Origin of the sequence: Leptospira alexanderi serovar Manhao 3 str. L 60 (assembly GCF_000243815.2) — a bacterium.
In the GTDB taxonomy this organism is placed as follows: Bacteria; Spirochaetota; Leptospiria; order Leptospirales; family Leptospiraceae; genus Leptospira; species Leptospira alexanderi.
In genome coordinates this window covers 98819-116657 of record NZ_AHMT02000052.1, presented here as the reverse complement: position 1 = coordinate 116657, position 17839 = coordinate 98819, and the positions used below count along the sequence as shown (strand labels likewise).

Here is a 17839-nt window from a genome sequence, read left to right as displayed (position 1 = left end):
TTATAAATCCCCTCTTCCTATTGCACCAATAGTATGGCCTAATTTTTTCAATTCATCGATTTGAGCATTTGCCAATACGTTATTTGCATCGAGTATTACCGGTCGATTCTTACCCAACCAAGAAGTAAAATCAATATTTTTATATTCTTTATGCCCCACCGCAAATACAATTGCATCTACTCCATCTGTATTAGGTAACATTTTATTAGGCGCTACTTGCATCTCTTCCCAAAAATCGACGAGAGGATCATGATAAACTAATTGAGCTTTCTTACTTACTAAATCTTTAGCAAATATTTCGGAAGGAGAATAACGGGTATCGCTTACATCAGGTCGATAGCTGACTCCAAACAAAATTACTTTCTTATTTTTAATCTCACCCTTTAACATAGATTCTAATTTTCGAACACTTACCAAAGGCATGATATTATTGATTCGAACTGCCTCCTTCGAAAATGGAAAATCAATATCAGGTCTATTAAATATATGTTTAGCAGCCGAACGAGCAAATAATGGATCTTTAGTTAAACAATAACCACCTACACCAAATCCAGGTTGGCGAATATTATTATGAGTAGGCCTAACACGTATTGCATTTAACACTTGAAAAAGATCGACTCCTACACCCTCCGCAAAACGACCCCACTCTTCAATAAATGCTATGTTCATCGCTCGATAGCTGTTTTCTAACACTTTTGCGGTCTCAGAAGCAGTTGTATTATCTAAACGAGTCAAAGCATAATCTGCAGTATTAATAATCTGTTTTAGAAATTTCTCACATTCATTAGCAGCTTCTTTCGTATATCCAGAATAAACTCTCCAAAAGTTTATGATAGATTTTAGATATTGATCTCCCGGCATTACCCTTTCATAGGAGTGAGCGAGCAAAAAAGCATCTACTGGCAAACCTCTCCTTTTAAAACACTCCGATAAACGAGGGGCAACTATATTTTTACAAGTACCAGGTGGGACGGTTGTTTCAAGAAGAACCAAACAATTGGGACGAATACTATTTCCTACTATATCAATTGCTTTTAAAAAACTTTCAAAATTGACTGTTGGATCACCTTCAGCATCAGGTTGACTTAAATCAAGATTAACATCAATTATAACTACATCTGCAATCGTATATGCCGAAATATCAGAAGTAGCTACCAAATTACCATTTTTGTTGGCTGAAGCAGTAGCGGCCAACAACTCGCTATCAGTTGTTGATATTGGAAATTCGCCTCGATTCAAGCTATCTATAATTTTTTGACCTTGTTGATTCGGTAAGTCTACTCCCAAAACATTAAAGGCTAAACCTCCACTTTCTGACCTTGCTTGCGAAATTGCAACGGCCATCGCAGCTCCCACAAATCCCAAACCTTGTACACAAATTACGGAGCGACTCTTTCCATCAAAATTAACTCCAGCTCTATCCGCAAAAATAGAATAATTCATTTTTTCTTCTTTCATTATTTGTTATTTATGACTTTATCTCCGATCTTTATACATCTAAACGTTCAACAGAATTATGTTATATCCTTAAATGGATAGGATTGTTAAAAGTTTCATTAATTTTAAAATTACTTTGTACATTAAAAATAGAGTTGTTGAAAAATTGATTCTCTATCCGTTTCTACTTCATTGAAATGGACGTTTGAAGCAGTTTTGTTAATCTGAATCATGGAATTTTTCAACAACTCTAATATTTATATAGTATTAAAGCATTACTGTTCATCTTTGAGGAAACTTTTATACGCCCCATTCTGATATCCCCTGAAAAAACTTCAAATTTGCCCTTGATATCCTCCGAACATTGATCCAACCATCCCCAAGAATTGAAGGAATTATAAAGAACGAAAGCTCTTACTTTCTTCCCGTTTTTAACTAGAGCTTCTACAAGATGTGAACCGATAAAACCATCGGCACCAGTTACTAAAATCATATCTATGTTTTGTCCATCAGTAAAATCTCTGCCAATTTCCAATCCATCATATCGTCAATATCGATTGAACTCTCCTTACTCATTAAATAAGCAAGAGTATCTTCGGTGATGAATTTTTTCTTTTCACGAAAATAATTTACTTCTGACAAGTAAATTGATCCATTCAGTGAAAATATTTTAGGACTATCTTGTCTACGTTTTACATCTTCTACGTTCAATAGCTTAGTCATTCTTAATGAGTCATCTAAACAAAACATCCAGAACGGATTTTCCTGCGTTTCACAAACAGAAACGACGCTGTTCGTCTTTCTTTTCATGGCAAATTCGATACAATCGTCTATGTCCATACTTGTCCGAAGCGGCGACGTAGGTTGTAAAAGCATTATATAATCGAACTCGGGTAGATTGTCCAACGCGTGTAGAACCGGATCGATTCCGGAAGAATAATCCGTCGCCAATTCGGACGGCCTAAGAAATGGAACAGAAGCGCCTGTCTGTTTTGCTACCTCTGCAATTTCAGAATCGTCAGTGGAAACGACAATTGAAGCCAAATATTTCGACTTCAAAGCGGCTTCAATTGTCCAAACAATCAAAGGTTTTCCCGCAATGAATTTTATATTCTTTCTAGGAATCCCTTTAGATCCCCCCCGTGCCGGAATCAAACCGAGTATCTTTTGATCAATCACTTTCTAAGACCGGTTCCTGTCTGCATTTCAAACATAGATGCGAAATAACCGTTCGGCTTTTGTATGAGTTCTACTATAACAACTTTAAACGTGTAAACTTTAAAAATTTAGTAATTCACGCCTTCTCGACAACACATCGTATCATCGGATCGCGATCGGATTTCCAAAGAAAAGATTCCAGTTTAATAATATTAAATCCTAAAAATGCCATCATTTTTTGAATTTTTTTCTTAGAATAACAATTTCTATGATATTGTCCCTCACCGTTTTGGCTACCGTAAATGGTCGCAATAATATATCCCCAACGATTTTTATATTCGTAGGTATATGTCCCAAACCAGTGACTATTTTTTATATCTTCTTCTGAATCGCTGAAAAAATCCTTCCAATCGTCCTCCAGACTCAACCAAATCCTACACACTTCCTCAAAATCAGGAACGCTAAATTCAAAAATACCATCTTTTTTTAATATTCTTTTAATCTCATATAGCAATCTAGGTTCATCTTTAAAAGATAGATGCTCTAACAATCCATCGGCTCTAACCTCGTCAATAGAATTATCGGAATAAGGAAGATTAAATATATTATGATTTTCAATTACTATACTATCCTCAAAAACCTTATTGGGATATCTTAATCGAATATCATTAAGAGAATCTTGATCGATATTTATATAATCTACTAATGGCCGACCGCCGCACCCAATATTAATTTTCGTCATCATCTACCTCTTATATTAATCAATAATTCCGAATGGAATTTAGACCGCACAATCAGAGCGGCATTTATCTGCAAAAATATTATCACAAAACAAACCTCAAAAGGTATGCCATTTTCATACTAAAAAATTTCCAAATAATGCTCAGATGGCAAAGAACCTTTTAATGTTTAGAATATTAAAAGATCTTTATAAATCTATACCTTTTTAGTTGAAACCGCAATCGAACATAAAATCCCGCCATTTCAAATGGCATTGAGTAGGTCCAGCTCCAATTTAATACTCTGTTCTAAATTTTCGGCTAAAGAAATATTGATCCTATCAAGCGCTTTTCGATTACTTACTTCATAACTCAATTGATTCATAATTTTATTTTCTACAAATTCAATTTTTAAAGAAGGCACGTACTTTTGAATCAATTCAACAATATGCCTCACCGTGGCATTAACAGTCAAAATATTATAAATCTCTCCATCGAAAATATCTTTTTTAATAAACTCGACAATCGTATTACAAGCATCATTGATTTCTAAATAAGGTCGCATTTGATCATACGCAGTTCTCCAAACGGTAATTGGTTTTCCAAAAGCTGCCTGCCAACAAAATTTATTTACCGCTGTATGAAATCGAATACCGGGAGAAACTCCTACAATAGTTCCAAATCGGAAAGTGACCACTTTTAAATTTTTCTCTAAAAACAAAGAGCGAACCAATTTTTCTTCTTTCAATTTAGTAGTGGCATAAGGGCTCTGAGGCTTCAATTCCGATTCGGAGCAGTTCTCATCGACCAACTCGTTTTGAGTTCCATAAACGCTTGTCGAAGAAAATGTGATCAATTTTGCCCCCGTGTTCAAACAAGCTTCCGCCACTTTTTTCGTGGAATTAAAATTATTATTTTCTACAACGTCAGCTTTGTCAAAACTTCCAGCCGCATCTGTGATAGCGGCGAGATGAATGACCACATCCGTGTTTACAAAAGTTTCCTCTAAATTCAGTTTAGTAACATCCCCTTCCACGAACCGGTAATTAACATTTTGCGGAAGATTAAAAAGAGAACAATATCTCTGAGTCATCAAATTATCAATCATTACGATTTCCGCGTCCGGAAACGATACCGGAAGGACCCTAACAACCAAAGAACCAATATGCCCTAAGGCTCCCGTAATAACTATCTTCATTTTTGATTCTTTACCCATTCTAAAAATTCATCATAATTACGTATATAATCTTCAACCTCATATCCTCTATCGCATAGGACAAGTAAGACAGAATTAACATCTAAATATTGCTGTGTCGCCCAAATTCCAGGTGGAATCAAAAGACCGTCATTCATATTTTCAAGTAAATATTCGGTAACGGAACTTCCGTTATCACAAGTAATTTTGATCTTCCCATTTGTACATATTAGTAACTGAGAACATTTACGATGGGAATGTTCTCCTCGAATATCATCTACGTTTGCAGTAACTGTAAATACTCTTCGGATTAAAAAAGGGACTTGTTTACCAGATTCGTAAACACTTAACAAACCATTTTCTTCTATAAAAGAAGGGAATCGAATGAAACTAGGCTCTATCATATATTTGTTCCATTTTTAAGAGTGTAAGAACGACGAAGCCCAGACTCCAATAAAAAATTAGGCTCCCATCCAGTAGCCGATCTAAAGGAACTTGTATCATAGATAACGCTTCGACTGTCAATCGGCGAAACATTGATTGGCGGATCTACATATTCAATTTTTGCTTTGAGTCCGCTGATTTCGAAAGCGATATTCGCCGCAATCTCAAAGGCCTCTCTAATAGAATAAGATTTTCCACTACCTATAATAAAATGTTTTCCATTCGTATTTTCGATATGATCGGAAGCGCTTATAAAAGCAGAAACAACGTCGTCAAGGTGGATATAGTCTCTCAAAAACGCCCCATCCCCATAAATTTGGATCGTTTCACCTTTTAACGCACGATGAAAAACTTTATCCAAAATTCCCCTATCTTTTTCCTGACCCGGTCTACTTCCGCCGTAAACATTAGCCAAACGTAATGAACAGCCTAAAATCCAACCTTCACGGATACATTGCTTTAGATAGTGTTCTGCGGAAAGTTTACTGATATCGTAAAAAGTGAGCGGCTCGTCCCTAACATCTTCATCAATCAGCATTGATTGATGTAATCCGGTTTCTGTCGTAGTTCCTGCAAGAATCACGATCGGTTTCTTTTTTTGTTTTTTTAAACATAGAATTAGATTCAAAAGCCCAAATACATTGATTTGTAAGTCAGATATAGGATCCGATTTCGCTCGCGGAACGCTAGTCTGGCCGGCCAAATGATAAACGACATCGAACTCAGGTAAATCCAGCTTTTCCAAGTTTGGATCGGTAAGATCGAACTGAATTGTATTTTTTTGTGGTTCCGCAGTAACGCTACGAGAATGACAGTAAATTCTTTTCCCCAAAAATTCTAATTTTGCGGCCAAAGCTGAGCCAATCAATCCAGAGGATCCAGTTATTAAAATGCTCATTGCACATTCTTATCATTATTCTTATAGAGAACATTATGATAATAGGGAAATATTTCCATGGGACATTCACTAACAAGAACAAAAGATTTAGATGGTTTATAGGCTTCTATATGTTGCCTTCGAGCAAGTCTGAGTTCTTTTTCATTAAAAATATCGATTATTTGGGTCGATAAACCAAGTGTCAAAATTTCCCGAATTTGATTAGGATTCCCCAATTTAATACCAATACTTTCTGGCGTATATTTACCAATCGGATTTTTAGAATAAAAATACTTCGCATTAGAAACTACATTTTCCATATAATATTCGATAGTTTTTCTAGGCAATTTCCTGAAAGGAATCTATATTGATTACTAAATCTTTATTTTCTACTAAGTGAATATTTTCAGGAGAAATAAACTTTACCTTTTCAAATTCATCATTAGATAGAACTTTTTTCAGATAGGAAGAACTTAAAGAAAGCATTTCTGGCAAATCAACAATTGTGTAAGACTTGATAGCATCAAATAATTTAATCAAACCTTGACAAGTCCTTCCAAAACCTGCTCCTATTTCAAGAATATTTTGACATGATTCTAAAGGTAAATTCGCTTCTAGAAACTCATATTCTTCCACAGAAAAAAAATGATCGATATTAATTTTCGACACGATCTTAGATTCTTTCCTATCAACAGTAATGAAAACCGGATTGCCTAAATTTACGTTACCTAATTTATTATATTTTATAAAAAATGAATCCGGCTTACGGCCGTACTCGTTCAACAAAAGAAATTTAAAAAACCTTATTGTGGGATCAAATGGATCCCAAGCTGCCAAACGATTATTTGAATTTCCAGGCAATCTAAAGGAATTTAGAAAATGATCATCTATTTTTTGAAACTTTGATTCAATTAAAGTTTTCCAAAGACTTGAAATTTCCATAATTAGTCGTCCCTGAAAAAGTGATCTCCTAATTAAAATGGTTGCACCAAAGAGAAATTTGAAAAAGGCGCACGCGAAAAAGAGCAATTTGATCCAGAAACAAAAAGAAAGCTCGGAATAGCTTTCTGAAATTACAACCGGCAGCGGATAGGATGGCATTGATACGATCTCCTTCTTGACCTTTCAGAAAGTTCCGATCCATCTTGTGACCCTGTTTCAAATGAGAAATGATCGGTTCAATGGCGGCTCTTCTGTTCATCCATTTCCTTTGCCAACGAGACATTTTCTTTCTGCTTTTATTGGAAAGGTGAACTTCCACATCGACCGGATGATGATCGTTTCCTTTGTAACCTTGATCCACATAACACTCCTTAGGTCGAAAGCCGGTTATCTTTTCCATCTGGTTGATGGCATTCTTCAAAGTATGACCGTCATACGGATTACCGTGCAAGGCTTGAACGCCAACAATCCAATTGGATTTACTGGTAGTAACTAAACTTGTCTTACAACCGAATTCATACTTCTTATGAATTTTACCTTTAGAGATACATTCCACTTCCGGAGCATGAACGCTGTAGATTTTACCTTTACTTATTTTTTTCTTGCGTTAGAATCTTCTCGGAAATTTCTAAAAGAGATTGAAGTCGTTTATTAGGATTTTCTACTTTTCGCTCTATGTCGCGTTTTACTCGAGCTAAATACGTTTTTAAACGTTTCGTTTCTTTCTTGGCCCGTTTACTTTGTTTTGCATGTGAATAACGTCATTGTTTAATGAGTGCTAATTTACTCTTTCGTTTATAACTTTGTCTTAGTTTGATGCCTTCTTTTACGGCTTATTCAACTAACGTGTGTCTGGCTTTATGATACAGCTTCGCATCCGTTGGAAAAGTGATCGCTTTCTCCTGAACCGTCGTATCTACATTCACTCTCGTAAATTCTTGATGCGTTATCTGACCTTCTCGTTGTCCTAACAAGATTGTCTCTTCTAAGAATTTCTCTACGCCTTCACTGCCGATTCGTTTTCTCCATTTTACTAAACTCGTCGGATCACAAGGAAAATCGTGTTCGAAATATTCATTCCCGCAGAAATATTGCCAATAGGGATTCTCTAAATATTTTTCTACTACACCTTCATCCGATACGTTATACGCGTATTTCAAGTAATGCAGGCCGACTAACAAGCGAATCGGCAATCCAGGTCGACCCGTTTTCTCTGTGTAGTGCTTCCCAAATTCTTTCTCAAATTTTCCCCAGTCTATCTTCTTCGCTAATTGATACAACGGATGTTTATGATCGAGTATCTGGTCTAATCTATTTCGAAAAAGTTCACTTTGATTCTGGCGTTGCGAGGTTGTTTCTGGTTTCATTTTCACCGGGTTTTGGATGCGCTTCTGCTTCTTTCCGGTGATTTTGTTTTTTATTCTTTCCCTTTGGATAGCGTTTTATTCACGTTATTCGTATTTTTAACCCTTTTTCAGGGACGACTATTTATGCTAGTCCCCTATTAGTACATTTATTTGTATTTTTAAAAAATATTACTAAGAACTATATAGCAGCCGGTAATTCTGCATCGAAAAGGCGGATTCGTGCCAAAATTCACCATACTCTATTAACTAAGATTTAGTAAACCCGGCACAAATTCGGCAAATAGACTATTTGTATTTGAAACAAATATTCAAGAAAATAAATTCCTTAAGGTTATAAGGCTATTTCCTAATCTATGTTCCTCAATAGCGTCGAGAACGAAAATTATTTGATTTTCCCCATCATAATGAATATCTAATAAAACTGAAAATCCTGTTCCAGAAACAATTTAGGTCAGATCTTTTAAATAAGGAAGATTCTGATCTTTTTTAGAAATAATCGGATTTTGAATCGGCCAAGAGATTCCGACAATTGGATCGGCGTAATTCAAACCAGCATCATCGTTAGGATCGTATTTCTCGCTGACTTTATAATGTAGATCGACAGAGTCCGACAATGTACAAAACCCATGCGCCAACCCAGACGACATATAAACTTGCCGAATTTTATCGTCGCTCAATTCTATCCCAAACCATTTCCCAAAAGTTGAAGAGTTTTTTCGAATATCCACAACGACGTCAAAAATGGCCCCTTTCATTACCGTTAGAATTTGAGATTGAGGTCTTTTTTTTGTAAAATGCATTCCTCGGATTACATTCTTAACTGAATGAGAATGATTGTCCTGCACAAATCCTTCTTTAATTCCTATTTCTTTATATCGTTCACTTTCGTATGTTTCTAAAAAAAATCCCCTTTCGTCTTCATAAACTTTTGGATAAAGAATAAGAAGACCTTCTATTGGTGTTTTTTCAAATTTCATAAATTACAGTTATATTAAGAACTTGCCTCAAAACCTTAAAAAAATGTTATTAAAAAAATCGTACAAATCCTAAAAAATGTAAGAATTCCTATAAATTTTGTCCTTATGAGATGATTTATAACCTTTTGTATAAGTTTCTCGTAACTTTTAAGATTGTAAGAGTTCCTAGATTTTAAAAGTTTGGAACAAACTATAAACCAAGATCCATTAGGTTACTTTTTTAAAAACTACAGATAAAGAATATCTCAATCTATACTTTTTCGGAAAATGATCCATCGGCTTTGGCTGGTATTTACCTAAAATCGGAGTATTGAAGGGTTGTTTTAAAATCAAACGATAACCTTCTTTACTCACCTCTTCCCTGAATTTTTTGAAATTTAAGAACCGATGAGGAATTTTTCTTTCATAGCTAATCTGATTTGAAAAAAATTCATCGTTATCTCCAGCATATAAGTCGTCTAGTAAAACAAATTTAGGCTTTACTTGATCGATAACTTCTAATAGATATTTGTTCGTAGGAAAATATTGAATCACGCTGTTTGTATAAAGAAGATCACACTGGAAAATCTCTTTAAAATCGGTATAATATCGAACCTTATTGGAGTGATTGAATCTTTTGGATCTAGATACAACATCCGAAACTTCTAAAATAGAGAATACTTTTTAATCTTATTCAAGAACGTAATTGAATTCAAATAGTCATAGATCCAACCGGAGGAACCACCCAAATCGACAATTGTTCTTGAATTAGTCAAGGAAATTACCATTGGTAAATTTGTAGGTCTAGGCGGAACGGCAATCCCAAACTCTTTGATCTCCAATCGAAACGAATTTAACTGATCTAAAATTCGCTCAAACCATCTTTCATTTGAAAAACCTTTTTCTCCGTCGACTCCAGCAGCGGAACGAATCGCCTCTTCCCAAGTTGAAAAAACGCCGTCCAAACTAAAAGTTGATTCGGAGGCTGATTTATCTTTTTTTTCATGAAAAAAATTTTAAATTTATTTTGAAGAAACGAAAGAAATAACCTTCTGCACATCATCCGAAGGTAATTCAGGATACATAGGAAGTGAAAGTACGGTTCTTGATAAATCCTCCGTCACTTTCATCGAAGAAGCAGTTTTAATTTTTCCCAAATACGCCGGTTGTAAATGAATCGGAATCGGGTAATGTACACCTGGAAAAATTTTTTCCGATTTAAGACGAAGGATCAACTCTTCTCTTCTATCAACCTGAATAACATAAAGATGATATACGTGCTCCGAGTTAGGATTTTTTGCAGGAACCTTAACGGCTTTCCCTTGCAAGCCTTGATCGTATTCAGTCGCTATGGTCCTACGTTTTCCATTGTCTGAATTTAGATTACGAAGTTTCACTCTCAAAATAGCGGCTTGCAATTCGTCTAATCTTGAATTTCGACCCGCAAACTCGCTAATATACCGTTCCTTCCATCCGTATTCTCTGAGCATTCTCATCTTAGATGCAAGATGAGAATCATTTGTAGTAATCAAACCAGCATCTCCAATCGCCCCCAAATTTTTCGTAGGGTAACAACTAAAACAACCAATCTGACCAATACTTCCCAGTTTCTTTCCCTTCCAAGTAGAACCGTGAGCTTGGGAAACATCCTCAATTAAATAAATCCCTTTTTTTTGACAGAATGATTGGATTCTATCCAAATCAGCAGATTGACCATAAAGATGAACCGCAATCACTGCCTTTGTATGGATCGTAAATACTTCGTCCAACTGCGAAGGATTTAACGTAAAAAACTGAGGATCTACGTCTACTAATACGGGCTTTGCTCCCACGGCTTCAATTGCTGCGACGGTCGCAACAGCAGTATGGGAAACCGTAATAACTTCATCGCCGGGTCCAATTCCTAAGGATCGAAGCGCAATCTCAATTGCATCCGTTCCATTCGCAACCCCAATGGAATGTTTTACGCCGATAAAGGAAGCGAATTCTTCCTCTAAAGTTTCAACTTCCGGACCTAAAATATAACGATTGCTCGCGAGAACGGATGAAATCGCTTTTTGAATTTCATCCTTATAAGAATCATTCTGTGCTAATGGATTTGCGCAAAGAATCATTTGATAACTCTTACAAAAGGAACGTGTGTAATCCACTTACCACCAGATTTCATAAACTCTTGCTCATTGGCCATAATTTCCTCTGAATGATTCCAAGCCAAAAGAAAGGCATAGTCTGGATAAACTGATTTAAACTCCGAGTATGCTTTTACCGGAATATGAACTCCAGGAGAAAATTTACCCTGCTTGATCGGTGTCGTATCAGAGATAAAATCGATCAGATCCGGTCCAATACCGCAATAATTGAATATAGTTGTACTTTTTGAAGTCGCAGCATAGCCTACAACTCGTTTGCCTTGTGACTTAATTTCCTTCAGAAGCGAAACTAGATCCGATTTGGATTTTTCAACATCCTCTCTAAACTTAATAAATGTTTCCAGTTTATCAAGTCCTTGTTTTTTTCCTTTTCAATAATCGCATGAACGGCCTCACTCACCGGATAAGCATCTTTATGCGCCAAGACGTAACGCATAGAACCTCCATGTGTTTTTTGAGGCAGCAAATCGATTAGTTCCAAACCATAAAGATTAAATAAATATTGAATAGAAAGTGCCGAAAATAAAAATACGTGCTCATCGTAAATTTGATCGTAGGAAATTTTTTCGACGACATTTCCCAAATACGGATCTTCGAACATTACGATTCCGGTAGGTTTTAAAAGAGTTGCGATTCCCTTTACCACACTCTTGATATCCGGAATGTGGCACATTACGTTTGCGGCAAGGAACGCATCCGCCTGACCGTGTTGATCTACAATTTTTTTTGCAACATCTACATCAAAGAATTCTGATATGGTTTTTACACCATTTTGATTTGCAATCGCGGCCACGTTTCGAGAAGGTTCAATCCCTAAGTGATTGATACGTCTCTGTGCAAAGTTCTTAAGCATGATGCCATCATTACAACCAAGCTCGACTACAAACGGATTTTCCTTAGAAAGAAACTTCGATCCGAGGATCAAATCTGCGAATTCTTTAAAATGTTTTTCCATATATTTAGAGGTACTGGAGAAGAAAGCATATTCTTCATGAAACATTTTCTCCGGCTCAGGCTGCTCTATTAACTGTAGCATCTTACTCGTTTCAGAGAAACCTACTTCCATCTGAAAAAAATATTCATACTTAAATTTATCTTCCGTCAAAAATCCATTTCCTAACGGTTGACGACCCAAATCCAATATCTTTTGCAACGGTTCATTGCAAACTCTGCAATTTGTTTGTTTCATTTTATAAACTCTTTATTTTTAGCGACTTTAGAATTGATTGTATTCGATAGGATCGATAAAAGCGTTTTGTTTTCGTAAAGCAATTCATAATGTAACTTTAAACCAACTTTTTAATCTGATATTAAAACCAAAATCTAACTTTTCTAAAAACATATAAGAACCCACACAACGCGATCCATAGAGTTGCGCTTTAGTTTTTCAAACGTGATCCATTCTTTAAATAGATTGCATTCATTCTATGCTTTCGAGACCTCAAGGCATACTGCTCTGAAATTATATCTAATTTTTAAACAACGTGAGTTCGGCATAACAAATGCGAAAACGATTGTAGTGGAAATTCCAAAGGAATTGGAACATTATGTTTCGATTCGTAGAAAGAAACATTGAGTTCAAGCGCACTCGCGAGGCATTTTAGTTATGAAGTTTGTGAATAATTTGCCAAAGCTTTCTTATATCGAATTCAACTTAAATAACAAAAGTTTAGCGCGTAAATCCGGATCCATTAAAGTCTTACGAACTTCGTCTAATTCATTTTTGACTTTTTCCAACTGTAAATCATTTAAACCTTTCGAAACTAAAGCATTTAAAAGTTTTTTTCGCTTATATGCTCCGAAAAAACGACGAATCAAAGCAACATTCTTAGCTTTCTTAATCATTATTCTCAGCCAAGATGGATTATCAACGTTTGTCATTGTTAAATGATTTTGAATGATATTTGGCATCGAGTCTACATAAAGCTGTCGAAGTATTTTATCCAACTCAAGAGAGATAGGAACAATCGAAACTTTTTCAGCACGGCGTATTATCGCAGAAACCATGGATTGAAAATCATTCATCCAATCGGAAAAAAAAAGTCTATGAATCCAAGGTAAAACAGATGAATGCGTCTCGGAACTTTCCAATTGACGTAGGTAAGACGGTTGCCATGAAAACATAGTTCTACCTTTAATAATAAGAGAAAGATACATAAACCTTTCCCAAACATCAAAATTTTTAAAATTAATTTCTTTCACTTCTTTAAAAATATCGATCCATGCTTCGGTCCGAGTCACCGAATAGAAAAAATAATACGGCTGATCCAGAAATTGTTTAATTCGTGGTATCACATTGGTAGAATCATAATTTATTCCGTGTTGGAAAGAAAAATTATACATATCTCCTATAACTAACAAGCGATCGAAGTCTTGGCTTTTATCTTTTAGAGCAAAATTCAAACTAATAGAGGCGACACTGATATAATCAGAGTGAGTCTTGAGGAATTCTTCCGCATTACAAACCGCATCGGGAAGAACAAAATCATCATTATCTGAAAACATAACATATGGTGTATCTATTTTCGTAATTATATCTGCCAACTTAAACCAGTAATCTTCTAATAAATTATCTTGATAGCGAAAATATCTATAATTTAAATTCGGAAAATTTTTAGGATTAGAAAGTAAACGTTCGATTTCCTGATTGTTTCCCCCGTCTGCTATTACTATAGGAAAAGGCAATCGAATTCGATTATGATGCCACATCCAGCGAAGCGTATGCAAAGGCCTTCCTTTAAGAGTAAGTAGAATTGTTGTACTATTCATTTAGATCTTGTCCCAAAATTTACTTAAAAATCATCTGGAGTAGTCACATAAAAGTGGACGTAAGTAGACGGCTACGCTTTCAAGCTCTTAATCATAAAAAGGTAAAACTTTAATATATCTTTTAAATTCGAAATATTTTCAATATATTATTCTAAATCTTTAGGAGAATCATATTCTCCCCATGAGTCCGAATAAGGGATAGCTTCGATAGATATCCTATCTGCTTCTATAACTTTTTGTAATGTTCCTGTCATATGCATCCTATTACGTTGTTCATTGGACAATTCAGACCTAATACGAACTATTTCAGACCAACCTATAGGAGTAAATCTTAATAAGCCCATATACTGACCCTGTATCTCTGCTATCGACGTTGGCTTATTTCCAATCTCAGTTAATGTTGAACCATCATGATTCAATCGGAATGTTTCTGCATCTGTCAATGGGTCCTCAAACCGCTTTTCCCATAAAGTTAACCAATTTTTATCAAAAGTTATCGCTATATTTGCCTTACTATTTATCAAAAATTCTACTGCTTTATTATCATAAATAATATCAGAATAACTGACAATACACACATCATTCTCCAACCAATCTCTCGCACATTCCAGTGAAGAAACCATATTCGTTTCTGCCCATTTTGAATTATAGAATTCTAGCAATCCTTGCTGCTTCAAAAGTTCTCTTTTATAACCTGTAACAATCGCAATATCTTTAATTCCTGTATTCTTAAGAGCTTTTAATTGCCAGTTCAGCAAAGTATCTCCTTTTATTTTCAAAAGACACTTGGGAAGATCCTCAGTTAAATTTTTCATTCGACTACCACGCCCAGCCGCCAAAATAATCGCCTTCATGATAATCAACCTTTAAACAATCTTCGAACACGTTCGATATCAATCAGACTAAAATTCTTTTCGCGCTCTGGATGCCACATCCAACCTTCCCAAGGAAGCTGAACGTGTCTAATTGCTTCAATAGTATTATCCTCTGTCTTTGCCATTAACTTGAAATTTTTTGGAAGATCAAATATCCCCCAATTGTGATAGCTATTTACTTCATTAGGCCATACACTAAATTTATCATAATTTATTAATTTATGAGTAGTTTTAGTATGCCCAGATAATAATTTTAAAACCACTCCTTCACAAACAGCCATCATTTGCATCCCTCTACAAATTCCTAAAACAGGTAAAGATTGTTTTCTGGCATAATTTAACAAAAATCTTTCTGTATTATCACGATCCTCTGCCAATCCTATATCATTTCCGCCTGAAAGTAAAATCGCACGTGGATTTAAATAAGTAAGCCAATTTAATAATGCATCGCTTTTTCCAGAACTATTTAAAGCATTTGGTATAGGATAAGGAATAAATCCAGCTTCTAGCAACCAATAACACAATCTTTGATCTAATGCATCTCTACGCTCTTCTCGTTCTTTATATGAATCAACACGCTGAGATACAACAACAACAAATCGATCCTCCAATGCCATAAAGTTACGATAAAACCTCTACCCGATGTCCGGCACAATCTATATGAAGTACAGATGCCTTAGACCAACGTCGATATAAAACCTCACCGGCACCAATCACGGCCGGTAAACCTAACTCTCCAGCTCGAATTGCTAAATGAGAATTAGCTCCTCCCCAAGCAGTAATTAAACCCGCGATGGGATAGGCAAAAAGCCAATCAAAGCCAGGATCCGCGTTAGGAACACATATGATAGATCCTGCCAATTTAGATTTATTTTGATCGGTTATCACTGGAGCCGTCACTTGTTTCTGAGTTATAAAATTAGGGAAAGTTTCAGGCCAATCAAAAGACCATACATCTTCCACTTTTGCAATTAATGGTGGTAAAGCAGTATGCAAAGTATCTTGATAACGCATTTTCCCTATTTCAATAGAACGATTCAATAAATCAAAAGAATCAATAGCTGATACATATAATTCTTTAAAAACAGAAATATCACAATACGCTAAATCCTCTCTAGAGATTCCAAGTTTTTCTCCATAAGAACCAATTAAGGAAAGAGCATCAGATAAATTTTTAGTAAAATGAAACTTAGCAAGTTCTCTTAATTCAATACCAGCTTGTAAAAAATCAAAAAGCCCTACTGCGTCTGGCTCTAACCCATGCTGTGCCAAAGCTCTAACAATTTCTCTCATTTGAGGTAAGGTCATAGAAAAAGGCTTATTTGATTCTGGTAAGGACGGTCTTATGCTCCAATCAAAAAACAATTCAGATGCTTCATCGTAACGAGGTGAAAGAATATCGTAAGTTCCTGGTCTTAAATGTCCGTAACGAGATAGAAAAGTTGTTTTATCAAGCGTTGCCCTATCCCGTGTCAATTGCCCACTAACAGTAGATATACTGGCCATAAATGCATCATAATCATCGTCCGAGAAAATTCCAACCGCCACTAAAGATCTTAACATCTGAACAGCAACAAAACCAGCCCTGGCCAATCCTGCAAAAGGTAATGTTCCATACCTTTTCGAATCTTCGATCAACCAATAGATGCGTTCCAATGAATCAGAATTTGAAGCAAAGAGGAGCTCTCGGCGTGAATTAAGTGTATCTAACTTGGCCGAATCAGATTTCCATAAGCCATTTTTTGGATGAACAATACGATTGGTTAAACGCCTCAAACTATCCGCTATTACTCTACACTCTTCTGTTGAAAATCCAGCGTCTTTAAGCCTTCTTAAACGTTGTTGCAAATCGAGAGTATAGCAAGAAAATACTATTTCAAACTCTACTTTATCGTGAAGTGCAGGCTCAGCTAACAATTTATCAATATAATGATCTACTAAACGTCCTGCCAACCCATCTTCTAAATCAGCTGGGATAAAAGAATTAAACGACAGTCTTACATCAATATATGGTAAACCAAAAAAGTGGGGCATTAAAGGAAAACTTCTTAGATTTCTATAGCCATAATTATTCCTTTGATACGCCCATATAGAGTCGGTTACGAGTTCTCTATACAGGGACAAGGCAAGAGGCTTGGGACGAATCCCTATAATTTCTGCAGGATTCCAGTCAGGCATAACTCCATAAACAGTATGTTTACCCATAAGAAAGGGATGTGAACGCATACCTCTTTTTACTTTATCTTCGATCAATAAAATGCGTTTATACTGGGCATCCGAAGTCTCAACTTGCCCTTGCATTAATAAAGGACGCGCCTGCAATAGCCATAAGTTTTCTTCTCCTTCATCAAGAGTAATGGCAAATTCACAATCAACAGGCAATGAACCAAATAAATTTAGTAATTCATTTAATAAATCAATAACACCTTTCAATTCTTTTGGTGGAGATATAGTAGCTGAGGCAGCGCCTTGCCAAGTTTTTCCTCCACTACCATTTGTTACTATTGAAGTATCTGAACCTTCTATCCAAGTTATGACTCTATATGGAGAATTTGTATTTGGATCATGTGAAAAAGCAACTCCTGACCGAATTACATTTTTTAACATAGGCTGAATCAAAATTTCATCATTTTCAAAAGAATTTCCATAAGATGATATTACTCTTTCAATCGCAAATTGTAAATCATCCTTGGTTACGTTCAATAAAGACAAAAAAGCACCAGCATTTGAACCTAAAACAGTATCCTCTCTATGACAGCTAGACCTTACAATCCAAGGCCCAGCTTTTAATTCTTTAAATATAAAGTCCAAACAACCAACTGAATCTTTTTTCCATTCTTGAATGGTTAATTTAACCAGAGGAGCTATTCGAGCAGACTTCAATATATCTTTCAAAATCAGAAGAGTTCTGGCTTTTGTAGAATAAGTTAAAAGACTCATCTTGAGAAAA

At 35.6% G+C, this 17839-nt stretch carries 12 protein-coding genes and 5 pseudogenes; all 17 read right to left on the bottom strand.

Going from position 1 to position 17839, the window contains the following annotated elements:
* The 17 genes and pseudogenes from LEP1GSC062_RS16660 to LEP1GSC062_RS16575 all read right to left on the bottom strand — a co-directional run bounded on the left by LEP1GSC062_RS16660 (position 1) and on the right by LEP1GSC062_RS16575 (position 17829).
* A complete protein-coding gene (locus LEP1GSC062_RS16660) occupies positions 1 to 1458 on the bottom strand; it encodes a nucleotide sugar dehydrogenase (RefSeq protein WP_039942440.1) in 1458 nt (485 codons plus the stop codon).
* Between the two features lie 292 nt (positions 1459 to 1750).
* A pseudogene (locus LEP1GSC062_RS16655) lies at positions 1751 to 1930 on the bottom strand (GDP-mannose 4,6-dehydratase); the annotation flags it as partial.
* Positions 1931 to 1932: 2 nt separating this feature from the next.
* Positions 1933 to 2616, bottom strand: a complete 684-nt coding sequence (locus tag LEP1GSC062_RS16650; protein ID WP_010578372.1) for an acylneuraminate cytidylyltransferase family protein — start codon at positions 2614 to 2616, stop codon at positions 1933 to 1935.
* A gap of 115 nt (positions 2617 to 2731) precedes the next feature.
* Positions 2732 to 3337 (bottom strand): class I SAM-dependent methyltransferase, encoded by a 606-nt coding sequence (locus LEP1GSC062_RS16645; RefSeq protein ID WP_039942519.1) that lies wholly within the window; start codon positions 3335 to 3337, stop codon positions 2732 to 2734.
* 242 nt (positions 3338 to 3579) lie between these two features.
* Positions 3580 to 4512: an SDR family oxidoreductase gene (locus LEP1GSC062_RS16640; protein ID WP_020984848.1), complete on the bottom strand. Its 933-nt coding sequence runs from the start codon at positions 4510 to 4512 to the stop codon at positions 3580 to 3582.
* Positions 4509 to 4913: a sugar 3,4-ketoisomerase gene (locus tag LEP1GSC062_RS16635; protein ID WP_010578374.1), complete on the bottom strand. Its 405-nt coding sequence runs from the start codon at positions 4911 to 4913 to the stop codon at positions 4509 to 4511. Before LEP1GSC062_RS16635 ends, LEP1GSC062_RS16640 begins: the two co-directional genes overlap by 4 nt.
* Positions 4910 to 5851, bottom strand: a complete 942-nt coding sequence (locus tag LEP1GSC062_RS16630) for an NAD-dependent epimerase/dehydratase family protein (protein WP_010578375.1) — start codon at positions 5849 to 5851, stop codon at positions 4910 to 4912. Before LEP1GSC062_RS16630 ends, LEP1GSC062_RS16635 begins: the two co-directional genes overlap by 4 nt.
* Positions 5848 to 6772: pseudogene (locus LEP1GSC062_RS16625) on the bottom strand (putative sugar O-methyltransferase). Before LEP1GSC062_RS16625 ends, LEP1GSC062_RS16630 begins: the two are co-directional and overlap by 4 nt.
* A 28-nt stretch (positions 6773 to 6800) precedes the next feature.
* A pseudogene (locus LEP1GSC062_RS22260) lies at positions 6801 to 8139 on the bottom strand (IS5 family transposase).
* A 446-nt stretch (positions 8140 to 8585) separates the two neighbouring features.
* Positions 8586 to 9116: a dTDP-4-dehydrorhamnose 3,5-epimerase gene (gene rfbC, locus LEP1GSC062_RS16610; protein WP_010578378.1), complete on the bottom strand. Its 531-nt coding sequence runs from the start codon at positions 9114 to 9116 to the stop codon at positions 8586 to 8588.
* Positions 9117 to 9323: 207 nt separating this feature from the next.
* Positions 9324 to 10101: pseudogene (locus LEP1GSC062_RS25940) on the bottom strand (methyltransferase, TIGR04325 family).
* A 16-nt stretch (positions 10102 to 10117) separates the two neighbouring features.
* Positions 10118 to 11209 (bottom strand): DegT/DnrJ/EryC1/StrS family aminotransferase, encoded by a 1092-nt coding sequence (locus LEP1GSC062_RS16600; RefSeq protein WP_020984867.1) that lies wholly within the window; start codon positions 11207 to 11209, stop codon positions 10118 to 10120.
* Positions 11206 to 12434, bottom strand: a pseudogene (locus tag LEP1GSC062_RS16595) (class I SAM-dependent methyltransferase). Before LEP1GSC062_RS16595 ends, LEP1GSC062_RS16600 begins: the two are co-directional and overlap by 4 nt.
* Before the next feature lie 449 nt (positions 12435 to 12883).
* The gene (locus LEP1GSC062_RS16590; protein WP_020984822.1) at positions 12884 to 14014 is read right to left on the bottom strand and encodes a TIGR00180 family glycosyltransferase; all 1131 of its coding nucleotides are present in this window, start codon (positions 14012 to 14014) and stop codon (positions 12884 to 12886) included.
* 146 nt (positions 14015 to 14160) lie between these two features.
* Positions 14161 to 14868 (bottom strand): phosphocholine cytidylyltransferase family protein, encoded by a 708-nt coding sequence (locus LEP1GSC062_RS16585; protein WP_039942517.1) that lies wholly within the window; start codon positions 14866 to 14868, stop codon positions 14161 to 14163.
* 5 nt (positions 14869 to 14873) lie between these two features.
* Positions 14874 to 15506 (bottom strand): gamma-glutamyl-gamma-aminobutyrate hydrolase, encoded by a 633-nt coding sequence (locus tag LEP1GSC062_RS16580; RefSeq protein WP_010578386.1) that lies wholly within the window; start codon positions 15504 to 15506, stop codon positions 14874 to 14876.
* Between the two features lie 4 nt (positions 15507 to 15510).
* Positions 15511 to 17829 carry a PEP-utilizing enzyme gene (locus tag LEP1GSC062_RS16575; RefSeq protein ID WP_039942515.1) on the bottom strand — a complete coding sequence of 773 codons (2319 nt, stop codon included), beginning with the start codon at positions 17827 to 17829 and terminating at the stop codon, positions 15511 to 15513.
* Positions 17830 to 17839 lie beyond the last annotated feature (10 nt).